We start from the raw sequence: 19,892 nt of genomic DNA on the forward strand, positions 1-19,892 counted from the left end.
ATGCTCGACCTTTGGTCAGTGAGTGTTGAAAATGAACTATGAAAATCGTGGCGCTGGACACGGCGAGGCCGCAGCGACAACAAGCGAGAATGGTCTGCCCATCGAGGATGTGCAGGCGCAAGGGGCACAGGGCGGGGCGAATCGTCTCTCCGCTCGCGGGCAGATTCTGACTGGTGCCGATTTTGCCGAGCCCGGAAAGCCGGGCGAGCGGCTTGACCTGTTTTTTGAAGAACTGGCCGACAGGTTTTCGGATTCTGTCGCCGTTGTATCGGACGGGCGCAACTGGACCTATCGGGAACTCGACAATCGCGCCAACCAGTTTGCGCGGCTGTTGATTGAACGTGGCGTTCGTCCAGGCGACCGTATCGGTCTGCTGCTCGACCGTTCTGCCGATACCTATATTGCGCTGCTCGCTGTTATGAAGGCAGGCGCGGCCTACGTGCCGCTGGCAACTGCCTTTCCGGAAGATCGCATGGCCCTCATCATCGAGGATGCCAATGTCCGGCTCGTCATTTCGCTTGAGGCCTATACGGCCCGCGTCGAACAAATGCCTGTGCCGCATGTGCTGATCGATGGCGCGGGCGCGGAAATTTCCAAGCAATCAGTCGCACCGCTGGACAAGGTCGCCAGAGCCGCCAACCCTGACCAGATTTGCTATATTCTCTATACGTCAGGAACGACCGGCAGGCCGAAAGGCGTCGCGATCCTGCATCAGAGCTTCTGCAACTTCCTGCGTGTCGCGGCGATGTCCTACGGCTACAAGCCGGGGGACCGTGTTTATCACGGTATGACTATCGCCTTCGACTTCTCGGCGGAAGAATATTGGGTGCCGTTTACAGCAGGCGCGACCGTCGTGCCTGCGCCGGGGCCGATGACGCTGGTTGGCGAAGAACTCGCCGATTTCCTTCGGACGAATGACATCAACTGCATGGCGTGCAGCCCGACGCTGCTGTCTTCCATCGAAACCGATGTGCCGAAGCTGCGCCTGCTGATGGTGGGCGGCGAAGCCTGTCCGCTCAATCTGGTGACGCGCTGGACGAAGCCGGGGCGTCTGCTTCTCAACACCTATGGTCCGACGGAAGCGACCGTAACTGCGACGATGGGTGTTCTGACGCCTGACAAGCCGGTGACAATCGGTGCGCCGCTGCCGACCTATTCGATTGTCATCATCGAGCCGACGGAATCGAAGCTGACCGACCCGGATGAGCTGGGTGAAATTGGTATCGCCGGTATCGGACTTGCTGTCGGTTATCTCAACCGGCAGGATCTGACCGACCAGAAGTTCATTCCCGACTTTATCGGCCTGCCCAACAACCCGTCCGCGCGTATCTATCGCACGGGTGATCTGGGCCGCATCAATGCTGCGGGCGAGATCGAATATCACGGGCGTATCGACACCCAGGTGAAGATTCGCGGCTACCGCATCGAGCTTGGCGAGATCGAAGCCGTTCTGCTCGATCAGCCGGGCGTTGCACAGGCTGCCGTCACCACCTGGGAAATAGAGCCGGGTCGGGTGGAACTGGTGGCCTATTACGCGCCAAAATCGGGCGTGCCGCCGCTGCAGCGCGCCGATATTGCGCGCGAGCTGAAGCGCCGACTGCCGTCCTACATGGTTCCCGCCTATCTCGAAGAGCTGGCGGCCATTCCAATGACGGTCTCCAACAAGGCCGATTTGAAGCGCCTGCCGAAACCGACCAATGTTCGTCTGTCAGCGGAACGGGAAATCGTGCCGCCGAGCAATGACGATCAACGCTTCATGGCGGATGCGCTGGCGGAAGTGCTCAATCTGGACGAAGTTTCGGTCGAGGATCATTTCTTCGACGATCTGGGCGCCAATTCCTTGCTCATGGCACGTTTCTGCGCTCGCGTGCGCACCGCGCAGGGCTGGGAAACAGCTTCGATGCGGGATATCTACCTGCATCCGACCATCGCAAGTCTTGCGACGCATCTCCATGCGCCGCAGCAGAAAACGGCGGCTATGGTCGAGCGTCAGCTTACCCACAAGGCATCCAATTTCGCTTACTGGGCCTGTGGCGTTGCACAGCTCGCCTTCTACGGGGTCTATGCCTATATCGCGCTGGTTTTCTTCGATGGCGGTCTCGACTGGGTTTATGACGCGCTCGACAACCCGCTTCAGCTCTATTTCCGATGCGTCGTACTGGCGGCAGCAAGCTTCTTCGCGACGACCGGTTTTGCCATTGTTGCGAAATGGGTGCTGATCGGCCGCTGGAAGACGGAGAGCTTCCCGATCTGGGGCTTGCGTTACTATCGCTTCTGGGTGGTCAAAACGCTGATCCGCACTGCGCCTGTGGTCCTGTTCCGCGGCAATCCGCTCTATAGCCTCTATTTGCGTCTTCTCGGTGCAAAGCTTGGCCGCAATACGGCCATTGAGTGCCGGGCGATTCCGGTTTGTACCGACCTGATTTCCATCGGCGAGAATTCCATTTTGCGCCGGGAATCCAATATTCTCGGTTTCAAGGCCGAAAGCGGTTATATCCACACGGGCTCGATCACCATTGGCGACGGCGCCTTTGTGGGTGTCGGTTCCACCATCGATATCGATACCAGAATCGGCAATGGAGCGCAGCTCGGCCATGCGTCCTCCTTGCAGCGTGGTCAGAGCATCCCCGATGGTGAACATTGGCATGGATCGCCTGCAGCGCCGACCACGGCGGATTACTGCAAGGTGCGCAGCATCACTTTGTCAAAAACCCGCCGCATCATCTTCGAGATCGTGCAGCTGGTTGGTCTATTCATGCTGGTCACGCCGTTCCCGTTCCTGTTCCACAGCTACTGGCAGAATGTCAGCGACGACTATCAGGAAACCATCGGTATCGTGGCCATCGGCACCACCGTCACGCTGTTCGGTGTACTGGTAGTTTCGTTTATTGCCGCAGTTGCAGTTCCGCGATTGGCCAGCCTGTTCCTGAAGCCAAACCGCACCTATACGCTTTACGGATTCCATTACTGGCTTCAGTCGATGGTGGAACTGGCCAGCAATTCGCGCCTTCTCAATCTGCTGTTCGGCGATAGCTCGGCGGTGGTGCACTATATGCGGGCTATCGGCTGGAACCTGAACAAGGTGGTTCAGACCGGGTCCAATTTCGGCACCAACCAGCAGCATGAAAACCCGCTTCTGTGCGAAATCGGCAGCCAGACCATGGTGTCGGATGGTCTGTTTATGATCAACACGCACAAATCGGCGGCCACGTTCCGGCTGGAACATACGAAGGTCGGCGAGCGGAACTATTTCGGCAATAATATCTTCTATCCGTCCGATGGACGGACCGGGGAAAACTGCCTTCTTGGCACCAAGGTTATGGTTCCGATCGAGGGGCCAGTGCGTGAGAATGTCGGGCTTCTGGGGTCGCCTTGCTTCGAAATCCCGCGCATGGTCAATCGCGACAAGGAACTGATCGCGAATATTGACGAAGGTGATCGCCTGCGCCGTTTGCGCCGCAAGAACTTCCACAATTTCCGCACCGGACTGATGTTCTTGGCGGAACAGTGGCTGATGCTGTTTGCCACGCTAGCGATCTGGGACCGCGCGCTGAACTATTACGACGACTGGAAGTACAACGCGCTGTTTGTGGCTGTGGTGCTGACGGCGGGCATCGCGATCCCGTTCTATATCTTCATCGAGCGGTTTTCGCTGGGCTTCGGTAAGCTGAAGCCACGCATGACGACGATCTATGATGAAGCCTTCTGGCGGCATGAGCGCCATTGGAAACTGTCGGATTCGCCGATTACGCAGCTCTTCGCCGGAACGCCATTCCGTCCGATGATCCTGCGCTGCCTCGGCGTGAAGGTCGGTCGCCGCGTCTATGACGGTGGCGCCAATCTGACCGAGCGTTCGCTGGTCGAAATCGGCGATGATGCGACCTTGAATGAAGGTTGCGTGATCCAGCCGCATTCGCTGGAGGAGGGCGCTTTCAAGTCCGACTTCATCCGCATCGGCAATGGCTGCACACTCGGACCATCGGCATTCGTGCATTATGGCGTGGTCATGGGTGATGGCTCTATCGTTGATGTCGATTCCTTCGTCATGAAGGGCGAGGTGCTTGAGCCTTATTCCGTCTGGCGTGGCAATCCGGCCAAGCTCAACCGTTTCGTCGTCCCGGTGACGAAGGACGGAACCGTGCTGGCCAATGTCAAACAGGCGGCGGGTTCTGCCGCTCTTCGTCCGGTGGGGGCTTCCGCTTGACCGATCCAACTTCCAGCACCCGTGATATCCGGCTTCAATCCGTAACGGACGACTTGCGGTCACGGATAGCTGCGCTGGAGCTGGCCCCGGGACAGGAAAACCTTGTCGCGGATAATGCCAGCTCGCTGGAAGAGGCAGATGAAGATGAGGATGCCCGGCCACGCGCTGTTTTTGCAGGCGGCGAGCTGGTCGGTTTCCTCATGTATGACGCGACGAGCGATGGCGACAATGCGCAGATTTATCGCTTCATGATTGACCGCGCTTTTCAGGGGCGCGGTTACGGAAAGGCGGCATTGCAGCTGGTTCTGGCCGAGATAAAGGCGCTGGGTCACATTCACCGCGTTTCCATCTGCTACGAGCCGGAAAACGAAGGCGCGCGCCAGCTTTATGCCAAGGCGGGCTTTGTTGAAGACGGTCTCGACGAAGACGGCGAGATGATCGCCCATCTCGATCTTCGCGGTTGAGAATACCGATATGGCAGAACCTCAGTCTGGCATTTCCGAAAAGTCGTTTTTGGAAAAGGCGCTGAACGAAGCCATGCGCGCAACCGCGCCCAAGGGCATTGCAACCGCTTGCCGGGTCATTCGGGACGGGGATGAAACCCGCTTACTGGGTGATGAGATTGCTACGCTTCCGGCACGAAATCCGGTTCGTTGTCGCGCCAGCGGCGCGGCACGTATTGCAGCGCGGGAATTGCTCAAAGAGCATGGCGGAGGCGACTTCGCGATTTTGCGCGGCGCTTCGGGCGAGCCAATCTGGCCGTCGGGCATTGTCGGCTCTCTCGCCCATGATGACGATATGGCCGTTGCTGCTGTGGCAAGCAGCGCCGATTTTCTCTCAGTCGGGATTGATGTGGAACCGGCTATTGCGCTGCCGGAGGATATTGCCGTGTTGGTGAAACAGCCGGGTGACCGGCTACCAGAGGGCACGGGCGATACAGATCGTATTCTGTTTTGCGCAAAGGAGGCGGTCTATAAGGCCGTCTATCCACTGGACCGCGTGATATTGAACTATGACGATATCATCGTCGATCTTCAGCACGGCCATGCGCGCACCACGACGGGCATAAATGTCCGGGTCGTTTTTTGCCGCGCGCCAAAAATCGTGACGCTGGCCTATCTCTAAAAAGCATCGAAGGCCGGAACCTGGCGGGCTTCCGGCCTTCGACATGTGTGGAGACGTATCAGGAATGAGCTGATACGAACTCCGACATTCTGACGATCAGGAAGGTGCCGACAGTGGCGCCAGCGTCCTGAAGACCGATGGTCTTTTCCTGGAAGGCTGCAGCCTTGCCATGCTGGGCAACCAGAGACTTGGTTGCTTCCAGTGCGTCTTCGGCAGCCTTTGCCGTCGCAGCCAGTGCGTCGGGCAGGGAAGCTCCGGCAGCAGCCTGAGCTTCAAGCGTGACAGCAATCGGGTCGAGGACGTCGAGCAGGGTCTTGTCGCCAACCTTGGCCTTGCCACGTTCTGCAACACCATCGCGATAGGCGCGCCAGAAGGCCGCCATTTCGGCAGTGCCAATCGCGTCAACGCCTTCGCAGGCCTTGCTTGCCCGCAGGAAACCCGTTGCCGTCAGCGTGCCCATGGTGGACGGAGCGACGCGGGCCATGGTGGCGCCGGCCAGACGCAGCAGCTTGGCAATACCAGCAGCTTCGCCTTCTTCGGCGGTTGCTTCAGCAGCGGCTGCGAAAGCCTTGCTCATGGTGATGCCCAGATCGCTATCGCCAACCTTGCCGTCGAGCGAGATCAGGAATTCGCGCTGTTCTGCGAAGAGCTGCTTCCAGCTGTCGAACAGATTGATGAGATCGGAAGCCTTGATGGAGTTCATGGCGTTACCTCAACCGGCAATGTGCTTGAAGAATGGCGTGTTCGCCGAAGCAGCGATAAGCGGCTCCAGTTCGTCGTCGAGATGCAGCACGGAGATCGAAGCACCGGCCATTTCCATGGCGGTGGCGAATTCGCCGATCCAGATATGCTTTACCTTGACGCCACGCTCGTCGAAGAGCTGCGCAACGCGGCGGAACATGATGTAAAGTTCTTCCAGCGGTGTACCGCCGAGACCGTTCAGCAGGATGGCAACTTCATCGCCCTTGGCATAATCCTGCTCGGCGAAGATGCGACCCAGAAGCTGATCGACAACGGAGTCAGCCGGAGCAAGCTTGGTGCGGCTGATACCCGGTTCGCCATGGATGCCCATGCCGATTTCCATTTCATCGTCGCCGATGGAGAAGGTCGCATGGCCGATTTCCGGCACAACGCAGCTCGACAGGGCAACGCCCATTGTGCGAGTGCGCAGGCGAGCCTTGTCGGCGAGACGCGTTACTTCATCGAGCGACAGGCCGTTGGCTGCTGCTGCACCGGCTGCCTTGTAGATGAAGAAAATGCCCGCAACGCCGCGGCGCTTGTGCTCTTCACCAACAACCGATGAGGCAACGTCGTCATTGCCGACAACCTGCTTGACGGTGATGCCGTCGAGATCGGCCAGTTCGGCAGCCATGTCGAAATTGATGATGTCGCCCGTGTAGTTGCCATAGATGTAGAGCACGCCTGCGCCCTGATCGATGGCCTTGGTGACCTGATACATTTGCTCTGCGCTCGGCGACTGGAACACACCGCCGACAGCTGCGCCGTCGATCATGTTTTCGCCGATATAGCCGAGGAAGGTCGGCAGATGGCCCGAGCCGCCGCCGGTTGCGATACCGACCTTGCCAGCCTTCGGCTTGGCAGTGACCATGCAGCGCTTGTCGTCGTTGACAAAGGTCAGTTCGGGATGGGCCCGATAGATGCCTTCCAGCATCTCATCAACGAAATTGACTGGATCGTTCAGGAACTTCTTCATGATTTCCTCTTGAGATTATCGGGTTATTTCTTGCGTTGCTGGGTGACGAAGAAGGCGGCGGCCAGAAGAATGAAGCAGCCGACGACGAGACGCTGCCACGTGCTGGGAATACCAACCAGGACCAGAACGCTGTTGATGACGGTGATGAGCAGAACACCCAGAATGGTGCCGAAAACGCTGCCCGTGCCGCCGGTAATACGTGCGCCACCCAGAACCACAGCGGCAATGACGCTGATTTCGGTTCCGACAAAGTCGAATGGGCTCGACTGACGGTTGGCGCAAACATGGATGATGCCTGCAAGACCGGCGAGACCACCGGCATATCCGAACAGGAACAGATGGATGGTGCGCAGATTATAACCAAGGCGGCTTGCGATCTGGCTGTTGCCACCCATGGCGAAAATGGCGCGGCCCATCAGCGTGCGGTTCAAGATCCACCAGGTCAGGATCGCTGCCGCAGGCAGGATCAGGAAGTAGAACGGCATGGTGATGGTTGCGCCGTTGGCGGATTCGAACTGGAACAGGGGCAGGCGGCCAAAAGCGCCCATCGTCGGCGGCAGCGACATGATCCAGACCGTGCCGACAAAAGCCAGCAGGAAGCCACGGAACAGATATTGCGTGCCAATGGTGACGATCAGCGACGGAACTTTCAGACTGTGCACGAGTACGCCGTTGATCAGGCCGAGAAAGACACCGCCGGCAATCGCCATCAGGATGACGAAGACGATGGGAAGCGTCGGCATATAGGCCTGCACCAGCAAGGTCAGCGAATAGACCGTGCAGGCGGCAATGGCCGTGAACGATACATCGATGCCGCCAGCAGCGAGAATGATGAAGACGCCAAGCGCGAAAAGGCCCATCACCACACTGGCGCGACCGATATCGATCAGCGTCGAAGCCTGCAGGAATGCAGGATTGACAATCGACACGATCACGCAGATCGCGACCAGAAGGAAGAAGGTGATGGATTCAGGGCGCCTGCGAATGAAGTCACCCAGCTTGAAGGACCGGGTCTGGCCCAGTTCCGGCTGATACTGCGACACGCTCATTGCGGTAGCTCCTTTTGCGACGACATCATGGCTTGGTAGAGCTGGTCTTCCGTCGCCTCGGCGGCGTCAAATTCCTTGACGATGCTTCCCGCATTCATGACGAGAATGCGGTCGGCGTTTTGCAGCAGTTCCGGCAGGTCATCGCTGACGATGATGAGGCCCATGCCGGCTTCGGCCAGTGTCTGGATGGCGCGATAGATCGTATCCTTCGATCCGACATCGACGCCCACAGTTGGGCCATGCAGCACGAGGAGCTTCGGACCGATGCTGAGCCAGCGACCGATGAGAACGCGCTGCTGATTGCCGCCCGAAAGGGCGCCGACCGGTAGATCCAGGTTCTTGGTATTGAGGCGCATCTGCTCCATCAGCGAGGCTGCGATTTCGCGGCCCTTCTTCTGGTTGATGACGCCGAGGCTGTTGCTGAGACGAGTCAGGATCAACGCGACTTCATTTTCGAAAATCGACTTGTCGAGGAACAGTCCCTCTGCGAGACGATCCTCCGGCACGTAGCCGATGCCAAGTTCAATGGCTTCGGCAGGGCTCTTGACGTTGATCTTGCGACCTTCGAGCGTGATCGCGCCGTTGGATGCCGGATCGACGCCGGTGATCGCCATCGCCAGCTCATTGCGGCCTGAGTCGGCCAGACCTGTAATGCCGAGCACTTCACCCTTGCGGAGCGTCAGATTGATATTCCTGAAATCCGGTGATGACAGGCCGTCCAGCTTCAGCAGTTCCGCCTCGCCGGGCGTACCGGTGCGATAGCGCTCGGCGTCGATTTCACGGCCAATCATCAGCTCGGAAAGCTGCTTCTTGGTGTAGTTTTCGATCGGCCCCTGCGCGACGCATTGGCCATCGCGGAAAACGACGGCGTTACCGCCGATGCGGTAGCATTCGTCGAGCTTGTGGGTCACGAAGAGGACGGCGACATTGTCTGCGCGCAAGCGATTGACGACTTCGATGAGGTTGTCGACTTCGCGGCGCGTCAGCGACGTGGTCGGCTCATCCATGATGACCAGCTTGGCGCTCGTCGCGATCGCACGGGAAATGGCGACCAGCTGGCGCATGGCAAGCGGCAGTTCGGAAACGATAGTGTTCAGAAAGGCGCGATCTGTGGGCAGGCCGACAGTGCTCAGCGCACGTTCCGCAGTCTGGCGCAGCTTGGTGCGGTCGAAGCGGCGCAACAGCTTGCCATTGCCTTCGACGAGCTGCTGATTAAGCGCTACATTTTCGGCAACCGTGAGGTTGGGGATCAGCGATAGGTCCTGATAGACAGTCTCGATGCCTGCAGCCAGCGACTGGATCGGATCGAGTTCTTTATAGGTCTTGCCATTGAGAACAATTTCACCTTCGCTCGGACCATGTGCGCCGGACATGATCTTGATGACGGTGCTCTTGCCGCATCCATTCTCGCCGAGAAGGTGATAGGCCTCTCCGAGATTGAGCGTGAGGTCGATGCCGCGCAATGCATGCACGCCGCCGAACCGCTTGTGGATGTTGCGCAATTCGAGAAAACGCTCCGGTGTCCGGCCGTTTTCCGTCTTATTGTTCATCGTAGTTGACACGTTAATTCCTCTGCCACAACGCATCATCGCGCTCGCGCGCAACGGTTCCGCTGTCGGCTGGTTGGCGGCATTAAAGCACTAAAATCAACCGGGGTTGGTTGCCCGGATGCTTTCCATTCGCGGAAAGCATCCAGGCTTTGACGCTATATGGCGGGGGTGAACGGAATCCACACCACTAGCAGTCGGATCTTCTAAGGCTTCTTAGAACAGGTGTTCCTTGTAGGAATCCTTGTCGGCAATAACCATGCCGTTGCCGATGACGAGGAGGCCTTCGCCTGCACCCTTCTTCACGGAAACCTTGTTGTAGCCTTCAACGCCGAGGTCGATACCGTCCTTGACTTCCTTCTTTTCCAGAAGAAGCTTGGCAACAGCATTCATCGCCATGCCAGCCTTCTGCGGATCCCAGAAGCCGATAGCCGTGATGGCGCCGGATTCCAGAAGGTCAGCCGATGGGTTCGGAAGGCCAGTGCCAACGAGGCAGACCTTGCCGCTCAGACCGGCTTCATCGATCGCGCGGCCAATGCCGAGAACGTCGTTGCCAGCCGAGCTCTGGAAGCCCTTCAGGTCAGGATGCTTGCGCAGGATTTCCTTGGCCTTTTCGTAGGTGCCGTTGGCATCGTCGAAGGATTCGTTGTTCGGATCGACAAGCTGCATGTCCGGATACTGCTTGGCATTTTCTTCAGCCGAGCCAACCCACTGCATATGCGTACGGCTGCCGAGCGAACCAACGAAGGTCGTCCACTTGCCGCTCTTGCCCATGCACTGTGCCAGACGTTCGTTCAGAGCTTTGCCGTAGTCGGCATTGTCGAAAGCTTCGACGTCGGCCATGGTGTTGATCTGGTTGTCGGCTTCGTGGGTCACGACAACGATGCCGCGTTCAATAGCGCGCTTGAACGTGCCTTCGAGAACAGCCGGGTCCATCGGAACGACGGCAAGCGCATTGACGCCCTTGGCGACCAGATCCTGAACGATCTGAAGCTGCTGTGCTGCGTCGGCAGTTGCCGGGCCGCTCTGGGTTGCAACCACATCCGGGTTGGCCTTCTGATAGGCTTCAACGCCGGTGTTCATGCGGTCGAACCACGGAATACCGCTGATCTTGACAACGGTTGCGATGACCGGCTTGTCCTGCGCGGCCAGCGTGCCTGCGCCGCCTGCAAGTGCAGTGGCAGCAATGAGCGTTCCAGCGAGCAGCTTCTTCGTCTTGGCTTTCATGATTTCCTCCTCAGTGAGAGTCCCTCAGTATTACGGTTTGGTGCTTGAGGGTTGAGCACCAATTGGTGCCTTGGAGCGATTGCCCAAGTTAAAGAAACTGGCGACGTCGTATCGTCCGACAGCGAGGAATGCGAGCAGCAGCAGGCCCCAGGCGAAGTCGCGGACAAAGTTGGACAATCCACCGAAATTCAGCAGGCTCGACATGAGCTGCAAGGCGATGGCGCTCAGCACCACGCAGATGATGCGACCGTAACCACCTTCAGGCTTCACACCGGCCATAACGACGATGAGAATGGCGACCAGCAGATAGGAGCTGCCGTAATCATATTTCACGTTGACGTTGCGTGCGGCGATGATCACGCCTGCAATGCCAGCCAGAAGGCCGCTCGTTGCATAGGTTGCAATCAGAACGCGAGCGCGGGGGAAGCCGGCGAAGACAGCTGCCTTCGGATTGGTGCCCATCAGCATCAGCCATGCGCCGAAAGGCGTGAAGCGCACCACAGCGCCGATGAGGATAGCGACCGCAAGGAAAATCAGGAAGCTGATCGGCACGGCCAGGAACATGTCATTGCCGATGCGCGACAGAAGGTCGGGACTGCCGACCATCACGGCGCGGCCTTCCGAAACCACGACAGCAAGACCCATGAAGGCCATCTGCGTGCCAAGCGTGCAGAGAATCGGCGTGATGTTGAAACGGGCAATCAGGATGCCGTTGATGATGCCGCCTGCAAGGCCGATGATCAGCGCAAGCACGATGAATGCGACGCTAAAGGCGAGCGGGTTCACGGAGGCGGACACGAAGGACGATGCAATAACCGCTGCAACCACGCCTGCCAGATTGGCAAGCGCGATGCCCGACAGATCGATGCCGCCGTTACCGGCGCACATGGCAAGCATCACGCCGATGGCAAGAAGGCCGATTTCAGGAACCTGACCAGCCATGGACTGCAAGTTGAACAGGGAGAGAAAAGACCCGCCGGAGATGTACGCGCCAAGCGCGAGCAATCCCACATTAATGACAACAAGCATGGCAAGCGGGTTGCTTGTCCTCTGCATGGTCTCCTCCTACAGCGTTTACTAAACAAAAAATTATTTCACTAAACCTATTGCTTTGCTAACAGCGATGTCAAGCGGAGTATGCCTAATTTTTGGTTGATTTGCGCAGGTTTTCAGCTTAATCGTTTTAAAAACACGGCAGTTGTGTTTACTAAACAAATAGTGTTTTATCGCCGTGCTTTCTGAGTAGCGTGGCGCAGATTTCCGAATAAGATACGCAGTGAAGAGGAATCCAGCCTGTCATTCTGGCGCTGCCAAAGCGGGTCAGTCGGGCGGGTGAGGCCTGAAGCGGCCAAATAGGGGAATGACGTGCTGATGACGGCAGCCGTGCGGAGCGTATGAAAAAGAAGAAATCTTTTACGATCAGGGATATCGCCGAGAATGCGGGTGTTTCTCCGGCCACGGTTTCGCTTGTGCTCAACGGCAAGGGTGAAATTTCGGGTGAGACTCGCGCACGTGTTCTTGAGGCCGTCTCGCGGCTGAATTATGTGCCACGCGTCGCCAAAGCTGGCAATGGCACAAGCGGACCGGGTGAAACCATCCGATTCCTGAAGATTTCCAAACATGGCGGCACGGTCAATCGCGATCACAGCGTGTTTGTTTCAGACTATATCGACGGCATGTCGTCGGAAGCATCCCGCCGCAATTACACGCTGGAAGTTGCCAGTTTTGAAGGGCAGCCGGTCAGTACTGTGGCGGAATCACTTGCGGGTGCGCCTGTTCGTGGTGTCATCGCGCTTGGCACCGAATTGTCGGCCGTCGATATCCACATGATACAGGGCATGGGCCTGCCTACCGTTTTCATCGACACATTCTATGATGTCGTCGAGGCCAATTTCGTGGATATGAACAATGAAGACGCGGTCTTCAAGGTCTTGTCGCACTTCAAGCAATCCGGCTTTTCCCGCATCGGCTTTGTCGCCAGCCCCACCGAGACGATGAACTTCCGTTTGCGCCGCGAAGCTTATGTGAAGAACATGCAGCGGCTCAACCTCAAGGTTCAGCCCGAGGATATCCTGTCGGTCGAATCGACCTATGAAGGCGCTTATCGCGATACGCGAGAATTGCTGAAATCCGGGCACGATCTGGCTGAATGCTATTTCTGCACCAACGACATCATTGCCTATGGCTTCATCCGGGCGCTGAAGGAAAGCGGCGTGCGTATTCCGGAAGATGTTTCGGTGATCGGCTTTGACAATCTGCCGCAAAGCGCCACCATGGAGCCGATGCTGACAACGGTTGACGTGTCCAAGCGCAAGATCGGCAATCTGGCGGTGTCGATACTGGACGATCTGATCAATGCGGCTGACAAGCAGCCCGCAGTCAAGGTGCTCGTCGGCGCTGATCTCGTGGTCAGGCAGAGCGATTCCGTTCTGTCATCCCGAAAAAGGAAGCGCCAGCAACTGGAAGCTGCTGGCGAGTAACGCCCCCTACTCATCAGGGCGCATTCATCGTCATTGATGACAGACCATAGCCGGGAATTTTGACGGCGGTGCGCAGGCGCCCCGTTTCGTCAATTTGCCTTGCCAATGAAATCGCTGGCAAAGCGTTCGGCGATGGCTTGAATGGCCGCGTGGATGGGACCAGCGGTCAGGCTCGGCAGAACGGAGCCATCCACGACATAGACATTATCCAGCCCATTCAGCCGCAAGTCGGGATCGACCACTGCGGCATCGTCCTTGCCCATACGGCAGGTTCCTGACGGGTGGTGATGCGTGATGGCAGCCTTGGCGATGAAGGCGTCGATATCGTCCTCAGTTTCAACGGCTCCGGGGAGAATTTCGTGGTCGCGCCATTCATCCAGTTCGGGGCGATGGCCGATTTCCCGCGCTGCCGCGAGGGCCGCCCGAAACAATCGCCGGTCGTTTTCGGTCTGGAGATATTTGGGGTCGATCCTAAGGGGATCGTCCAGACCTGCACCGGTTATGCGTATTTCACCACGGCTTGTGGGATGCGTAACGCCGAACAGGAAGGAATAGGCGCTGCCCGGTGCTGGTGCCGTGAAAAGTTCCGACACAATGGGCGCAACCCCGCATCCGACGACGATTTCGGGCTGGCCGTCCGTCGCAGTGCCATCGGCACGCATATAGGCCATGCTCTCCGAATGCTGCAGACGGGATGGTGCCAGCTTTTGTCTGGCAGCGTAGAGATTGCCTGCGCCCAGCAGGTGATCCATCAGATTGCGGCCCAGTTCAGGCGCTTTGATACAGCAGGTCACGCCAGCCTCTTGCAACACGTCTTCCGGTCCAATGCCGGAACGCATGAGAAGGGCCGGGCCTTCCAGAGAACCTGCTGAAAGGATGATCTGGTCAGCAGTGATCGTATTTGGACCTTCCGGGCCGACGACTTCAAGCCCCACGACGTGGGAGTTGTCGAGACTGAGATGTCGGGTACGGGTACCTGTCAGTATCGTCAGGTTGGGACGCGCACGCACACTTGGCGTCAGCCATGCTTCGGCGACCGTTACGCGTCGGCCATCGCGGATCATCAGCGAGTTCGGCGTAACACCCATCATCTGCCCGGTGCTGTGACCGGGAATACGGGGCAGGCCAAGTGCAGCACCCGCTTCGATGAAGGCGCGGGTCAGGGGGCTGACCTCCTCGTCCGGTATCCATACCGGCATCGGGCCGCCCTTGCCGTGGATACCATCGCCGCCCAGTGCGTGGTCTTCATTTGCCATGAAGGCTTTCTGCAAGCCTTCCCAACTCCAGCGTTCATCGCCCGTCGCTTCCGCCCAGGCAGCAAAGTCGGCGGGATGGCCGCGCATATACCCCATGGCATGCAGCAGGCTGGAGCCACCCAATGCCTTGCCGCGTGCCCAAGCGAAACTGCGACCGGCAGCACCCGGCTGCGGGACGGTATTATAATCCCAATCATAGGGGCGATGCTGGATCGCGGGCCACATGGCCGGTTTCCAGATATCGGGGTCTGTCGGCTCGCCACCGGCCTCGATCAGCACAACTTGCCGTGCCGGATCTTCGCTCAGCCGTGCGGCGAGAAGGGCGCCAGCAGAGCCGGCGCCAATGATTGCCACGTCGTATTGTGCCATGGCCTTACTTCTGATCCGCAGGAACCACGACGCCTTCCAGTGTCATGACTTCGCCATCGAGAGAGACAGAGCAATTGCGCAGTGGAATATCGAGATGGCACGGCGTATCGCGATCGCCGCCAGCTTCGGTATTCGGACCCGACGACCACAGGAAATTGCCTGCGAACGAGCGCGCATCCATGCCAAGCTGTGCCTCGGGATTGTAAAGGCCGAGTACCGTCCAGTTGGCGCGGTTTTCCAGACCCCAGCCGACATGGGCCATGGCATAGGCGCGGGGGTCATTGAAGCTGTCCATGAACTTGCGCATGAACTCGGCGTCGTAACCGCCTTTGATATCAACAATAAAGCCCTTTTCGATGGTGACCGTAATCGGCGCGCGAGCGTATTTTTTGAACGGCAGCAGGATGTCGCCTTCGTCAATGACGATGGTGCCTTCGGCACTGCCTTCATCCGGCCAGCGGGCGGAAAAGCAGCTTGGCCAGTGGTCCCAGCGGCCCGGCTCATCGGCCAAACCATATTGCGTGAGAACCGGATATTGGCCGAGACGGCAGCGGAAATCCGTACCGGCTTTCGAGGTCACGTGCATTTCCTTGGCCGCGCCGATCTTCTTGGCGGCAGCGAGAACGCGCAGCTTGTCTTCCGGGCGCGGAATCTGGCGCATCATGATTGCTGGTGGTTCCACCGCCAGCAGCATGCGCGTGCCAGTCTTCAGTACTTCTTCCTGTTCCTTGGAAAACAGAAGCTGCAATGTGTCGATGACCATGTCGGACGCCATAAGGCAGGCCAGTGCTGCCGAATTGCCGTCGAGCGGCGTCTTGCCGATATAGCCAGACTTGTCTGGCGAAATCGCTTTTTCGGCGTTGACCGGAGCAAGGTTCAGTTCGGTGACAACCGCGCCAAGATCGGAAGCTGCAAGCTTGGCGATATAGGCGATCTGTTTGTTGCTGTCGTCACTCGTCAGAATGGTGACCTGTTCGCCAGCTTTCAGGTTGCACATTTCGAGCACCTGTCTCCAGCCCTTCAGGAACTGAGCGTCGCTGATTGACATGATATGATACCTCCATTGGGCGTCTGCCCGTTTGACATTGTGGCTGCACCAGAGAGCACGTCGGCCAGTACCGATGAAGAAAGTGCTCTATCTATTTGTTATTATGACTTTTCTGGTGCAGCCTGTTCTCACTCTGTCGGGATGTACGACAAAACAAAAGGCTAGAGCGGTTATTACGATTCAACCTCTGCTGAAACCGCTCTAGAGTGCGTTTTGGTTTGCCAATGTGAAAAAGTTGCGGTTGTAGTGCAGCAGCGGCGATGTTTCGGGTCCGAAGCGGATTGCCTTTACATTGCCAATGAAAATCGAATGGCTGTCTGTCTCGGAAACCGTCGCGATCTCGCAATCGAGATTGGCCATGGCGTCATCAAGAGCGGGTGCACCCGTGGCAAGGCTTGTCCAGTGATAGGGCGCAAATTTGTCTTCGCCCATCTGGCCGATCTGGCCTGCGAAACGCATGGCGACTTCACGCTGGCGGTCGGCGAGAATATTGACGCAGAAGCTTCCCGCCGAGGTGATCGCCTTGTGCGCCTCACCGAAGCGATTGACGCAGACAAGCATGGAAGGCGGCGTCAGCGACATGGAGCAGACGGCAGTTGCGGTCAGACCGCGCCGCTGATCGCCTTCACCGGCGGTGATGATGTTCACCGTCGCCGCAAGCTGACGCATGGCAGAGCGAAAATCATCGGTCAGCTGATCGGTGGCTGGCTGGATCATAGGGTGCCTCCTTTTGCAGCAAGCACGGTTTCAAGAAAGAGCGCCGCTGAGGCAAGCCGGTGGTCGGCGCCGCGCACGCCGACAAGCTGGACGCCGACTGGCAATCCTTTTGGGCCTTTGCCTGCGGGGAGGCAGATGAGCGGCACTTGCAGGACACTCCACAGCCGGTTGAAAATCGGGTCGCCAGTTGGCGTTCCTTCCGGCGCTTCGCCGGGAGCGGCCAGCGTCAACACCGCATCGAAACGCGAGAGGATCGCGTCCATCATCAGGCGAATGCCCGGAATCTCGCCCATGGCGGCACGATAACGGACTTCATCAACGCGACCCTGATCTTCCATCATGGCGCGGGTAACGGGTGTCAGCCGATCCCAATGGCGGCTGGTCTCGGAGACGAGTGACTGGGTGACTTCCCAGCCCATGACGGCTTCATGCAGGTCGAAAATGCCGTCAAACCAGGACGGAGCGGCCAGCACGGTTACGTCTGCGCCGGATGCTTCCGCAAGGGACGCCAGCCGGTTGACGATGTCGATTGCATAGGCTTCCGCCTTTTCAAGTCGCGTGCCGAGCAGGACACCGATGCGAGGGCGCGCCGGTACTGTGAGGGTGGCCAGGTCGGATTTACCGGTCAGCACTGCGGCGCAATGGGCGGCATCGCCAATGTTACGGCTGAGAATGCCGAGCGTATCCAGTCCATGGCAGAGCACCTTGATCCCGACCGTGTTGATCGCACCGAAGGTCGGCTTGAAGGCCGTCACACCGCAAAAGCTTGCAGGGCGAATAACCGAACCGGAAGTTTGCGTGCCATAGGCCAGAGGCACCATGCCAGCGGCAACGGCAGCACAGGAACCGGATGACGATCCGCCCGGCGTATGGGCCGGATTATGCGGGTTGCGGGTCTTGTTCGGGCTTGCCATGGCAAGTTCCGTGCTCACCGTCTTGCCCAGGATCAAGCCGCCTGCATTGCGGGTGATCTGCACGGCTGGCGCATCCCATGGCGGCTGAAAGCCCTCATAGATGCTCGTGCCATAGCCCGTGGGCATGTCGGCTGTGTCGATGACGTCCTTGACGCCAATCGGGACGCCAGCCAGCGCTCCCTTGGCTCCAGATGCATCCATCGCATCGGCGGCGGCGCGCACCTGCGCGGCATCAAGATGCTGCCACGCCATGACCGGGCCGTCCCTGTCCGCAATGCGTTCAAGATAGGCTTCCGTGACCGCACGGGTGGTGAGAGCACCGGAGGCTACGGCAGCGGCGATGTCGCGAGCATTTAGGGCAAGGATTTCAGAGTTGTTCATCAAACATTTCCTCAGCCGAATATGGATGGGCGCCGGTCGATCCACGGAGCGGTGCGTTCAAGCTCCGCAGCCAGCGCGAAAAGCAGTGCGTCGTTTCCAAAACCGGCGCCGAGATGCGAGCCGATGGGCAGGCCATGGGAACTCATGCCGAGTGGAACCGACATTGCCGGGCAGCCGGATGTGTTGAAAACGGCAGTGAACGGCGAATGCGACCAGAACAGATCGTAGAATTCGTCGATGTTCTTGCCCTGACCGGCAAGCTTGCCCAAGAGCGGCGCGGGTTCTGCCGCAGCAGGGGTCAGCATGACGTCATATGTGCTGAAGAACTGCCCGAGTGCTCGTGCCGAAGCGTGCAGCTGGTTGACGGCCCACAAATAGCGGGTGCCGGGTATTGCCAAGGCTTCGCGGACCCATTGCTGATTGACGGGTTCAAGCTTGGCGATGTTGGCAGAAGCTGCATCGCCACCGCTGACACCCAAGGCCACATTGACGCCGACGATGATGCGCCATGCTGCTTTCAGCGCTTCCGCGTCATAGCCTGCATCTGCAACTTCTTCGACACTGTGTCCTAGGTCTTCCAGCAACCGCGCGGTGGCGCGAACGCTTTCGACCATTTCTGGGTCGATGGGGCAGCCGTCCGGCGCAGCGACAATCATCGCGACCTTGAGGCGAGGCGGTGTTTTGTCGAGCGCCGCCAGATAGCTGCCCGGCTTGGCGGGCGAGGCCCATGGGTCGCCGAGATCGCTGCCGCCTGTCACGTCGAGCATGGCCGCATTGTCGCGCACCGACCAGGTGACGGCGTGTGGTGTGGACATGCCGCCAATGGCTTCAGCGGCTGCAGGGCCAACGGGATTGATCAGTCGCGACGGCTTGAACCCGAAAAGACCGCAATGGCTGGCAGGCAGGCGTGTAGAACCCGCACCGTCCGAACTGTTGGCAAGCGGAACCATGCCGCTGGCAACTGCTGCAGTCGAGCCGCCTGACGAGCCGCCCGCCGTGCGGTTGATATCCCAAGGATTGCGGGTTGGGCCAAAGGCGTCGGATTCCGTGGTGAAGCTCAGCGCAAATTCCGGCGTATTGGACTTGCCGACAATCACCATGCCCGCCGCTTTATAGCGCGCGGTGATAGTGGAATCGCGTTTGCTGACGACATTGCGCAGCAGTTCTGACCCGCTCGACAGAAGCATGCCTTCCGCTTCGAAGCCGGTGTTCTTCAACAGCATCGGAACGCCTGAGAGCGGGCTTTTGGCCAAGCCGTCAGCGACCTGCTTGCGCGCGAGATCATAATGCGGGTGCACGACGGCATTGAGCTGCGGGTTGAGCCGCTCGATCCGTTCGATAGTGGTTTCGAGGACTTCGCTTGCGCTGATCTCCTTGCTTGAGATCAGACCGGCAATCGCGATGCCGTCGAGTTTCGCCAGATCATTCATCGTCTCAACTCATCTGCGCTTTGAAAAGATCGAGGTCCCACATGTCTTTGGTGCCCGCCAGCAGACCGTCTTGGAACTCGAATATATGCAGGCCGTCAAGGGCGATCTGGCGTGGTTCAACATTGTCGCCGCGCGGCGTGAAGGTGCCGGTCATGTGATAGGGAACAGCAACCTGATTGCCAGAACGGATATAGCCGCGCCGTTCCCATGCAACGTCAGGCAGCATGCGCCAGAAACCGGTCAGCCCCTCGGCCAGAGCGGCGTGTCCCTGACGGCGTTTCGCCATGGCGACTTCCTCGTGCCAGCCATCGGCGTGATAAAGCGAAGCCGCTCCCTCGGCATCGCGCGAAGTGTAAGCGCTATAAAAGCGGTCGATAAGCGTGGACTGATCCATCGCAATCTCCAACATGTCGCGAAAGAAAAAACCCCGC

The 19,892-nt window shown here is 58.6% G+C and carries 16 protein-coding genes; 4 read left to right on the top strand and 12 right to left on the bottom strand.

What is annotated here, in order from left to right:
* The first annotated feature begins 31 nt into the window (after positions 1-31).
* Genes FHW00_RS14235 through FHW00_RS14245 form a run of 3 tightly spaced genes read left to right on the top strand, consistent with a single transcriptional unit; the run spans position 32 to position 5,329 of the window.
* On the top strand, positions 32-4,204 hold the full coding sequence (locus tag FHW00_RS14235) for a Pls/PosA family non-ribosomal peptide synthetase (RefSeq protein WP_078339171.1): 4,173 nt from the start codon (positions 32-34) through the stop codon (positions 4,202-4,204).
* A complete protein-coding gene (locus tag FHW00_RS14240) occupies positions 4,201-4,668 on the top strand; it encodes a GNAT family N-acetyltransferase (protein ID WP_078339170.1) in 468 nt (155 codons plus the stop codon). Before FHW00_RS14235 ends, FHW00_RS14240 begins: the two co-directional genes overlap by 4 nt.
* 10 nt (positions 4,669-4,678) lie before the next feature.
* Complete coding sequence (locus tag FHW00_RS14245; protein WP_078339169.1) at positions 4,679-5,329, top strand: 4'-phosphopantetheinyl transferase family protein; 651 nt, start codon at positions 4,679-4,681, stop codon at positions 5,327-5,329.
* Between the two features lie 58 nt (positions 5,330-5,387).
* On the opposite strand, the gene FHW00_RS14250 is transcribed toward FHW00_RS14245, so the two are convergent.
* The 6 genes from FHW00_RS14250 to FHW00_RS14275 all read right to left on the bottom strand — a co-directional run bounded on the left by FHW00_RS14250 (position 5,388) and on the right by FHW00_RS14275 (position 11,922).
* Entirely contained in the window at positions 5,388-6,032 is a 645-nt protein-coding gene (locus tag FHW00_RS14250) for a dihydroxyacetone kinase family protein (protein ID WP_078339168.1), read from the bottom strand.
* Between the two features lie 9 nt (positions 6,033-6,041).
* Positions 6,042-7,043: a dihydroxyacetone kinase subunit DhaK gene (locus FHW00_RS14255; protein WP_078339167.1), complete on the bottom strand. Its 1,002-nt coding sequence runs from the start codon at positions 7,041-7,043 to the stop codon at positions 6,042-6,044.
* A gap of 23 nt (positions 7,044-7,066) precedes the next feature.
* Positions 7,067-8,092 carry an ABC transporter permease gene (locus tag FHW00_RS14260; RefSeq protein WP_078339166.1) on the bottom strand — a complete coding sequence of 342 codons (1,026 nt, stop codon included), beginning with the start codon at positions 8,090-8,092 and terminating at the stop codon, positions 7,067-7,069.
* Complete coding sequence (locus FHW00_RS14265) at positions 8,089-9,642, bottom strand: sugar ABC transporter ATP-binding protein (protein ID WP_078339165.1); 1,554 nt, start codon at positions 9,640-9,642, stop codon at positions 8,089-8,091. Before FHW00_RS14265 ends, FHW00_RS14260 begins: the two co-directional genes overlap by 4 nt.
* 213 nt (positions 9,643-9,855) lie before the next feature.
* The gene (locus FHW00_RS14270) at positions 9,856-10,866 is read right to left on the bottom strand and encodes a substrate-binding domain-containing protein (RefSeq protein ID WP_078339163.1); all 1,011 of its coding nucleotides are present in this window, start codon (positions 10,864-10,866) and stop codon (positions 9,856-9,858) included.
* Positions 10,867-10,896: 30 nt separating this feature from the next.
* Positions 10,897-11,922 (bottom strand): ABC transporter permease, encoded by a 1,026-nt coding sequence (locus FHW00_RS14275; protein WP_078339162.1) that lies wholly within the window; start codon positions 11,920-11,922, stop codon positions 10,897-10,899.
* Between the two features lie 338 nt (positions 11,923-12,260).
* Between FHW00_RS14275 and FHW00_RS14280 the strand changes: the two genes are divergently transcribed.
* Positions 12,261-13,346: a LacI family DNA-binding transcriptional regulator gene (locus tag FHW00_RS14280; RefSeq protein ID WP_078339161.1), complete on the top strand. Its 1,086-nt coding sequence runs from the start codon at positions 12,261-12,263 to the stop codon at positions 13,344-13,346.
* Positions 13,347-13,435: 89 nt separating this feature from the next.
* Here the strand turns inward: FHW00_RS14280 and FHW00_RS14285 are convergent, their stop codons facing one another.
* From FHW00_RS14285 to FHW00_RS14310, 6 genes are all read right to left on the bottom strand, one after another.
* On the bottom strand, positions 13,436-14,971 hold the full coding sequence (locus FHW00_RS14285) for a GMC family oxidoreductase (RefSeq protein WP_078339160.1): 1,536 nt from the start codon (positions 14,969-14,971) through the stop codon (positions 13,436-13,438).
* 4 nt (positions 14,972-14,975) lie between these two features.
* A complete protein-coding gene (locus tag FHW00_RS14290) occupies positions 14,976-16,019 on the bottom strand; it encodes a 2,5-dihydroxypyridine 5,6-dioxygenase (RefSeq protein ID WP_078339159.1) in 1,044 nt (347 codons plus the stop codon).
* Between the two features lie 201 nt (positions 16,020-16,220).
* Entirely contained in the window at positions 16,221-16,736 is a 516-nt protein-coding gene (locus FHW00_RS14295) for a flavin reductase family protein (protein WP_078339158.1), read from the bottom strand.
* Positions 16,733-18,031, bottom strand: coding sequence for an amidase (locus FHW00_RS14300; RefSeq protein ID WP_078339156.1), 1,299 nt, complete (start codon positions 18,029-18,031; stop codon positions 16,733-16,735). Before FHW00_RS14300 ends, FHW00_RS14295 begins: the two co-directional genes overlap by 4 nt.
* An 11-nt stretch (positions 18,032-18,042) precedes the next feature.
* Positions 18,043-19,461, bottom strand: coding sequence for an amidase (locus FHW00_RS14305; RefSeq protein WP_078339155.1), 1,419 nt, complete (start codon positions 19,459-19,461; stop codon positions 18,043-18,045).
* Between the two features lie 4 nt (positions 19,462-19,465).
* Complete coding sequence (locus tag FHW00_RS14310) at positions 19,466-19,855, bottom strand: nuclear transport factor 2 family protein (RefSeq protein WP_162762629.1); 390 nt, start codon at positions 19,853-19,855, stop codon at positions 19,466-19,468.
* Positions 19,856-19,892: the final 37 nt, after the last annotated feature.

This window comes from Ochrobactrum sp. P6BSIII (assembly GCF_014138065.1).
Classification (GTDB): domain Bacteria; phylum Pseudomonadota; class Alphaproteobacteria; order Rhizobiales; family Rhizobiaceae; genus Brucella.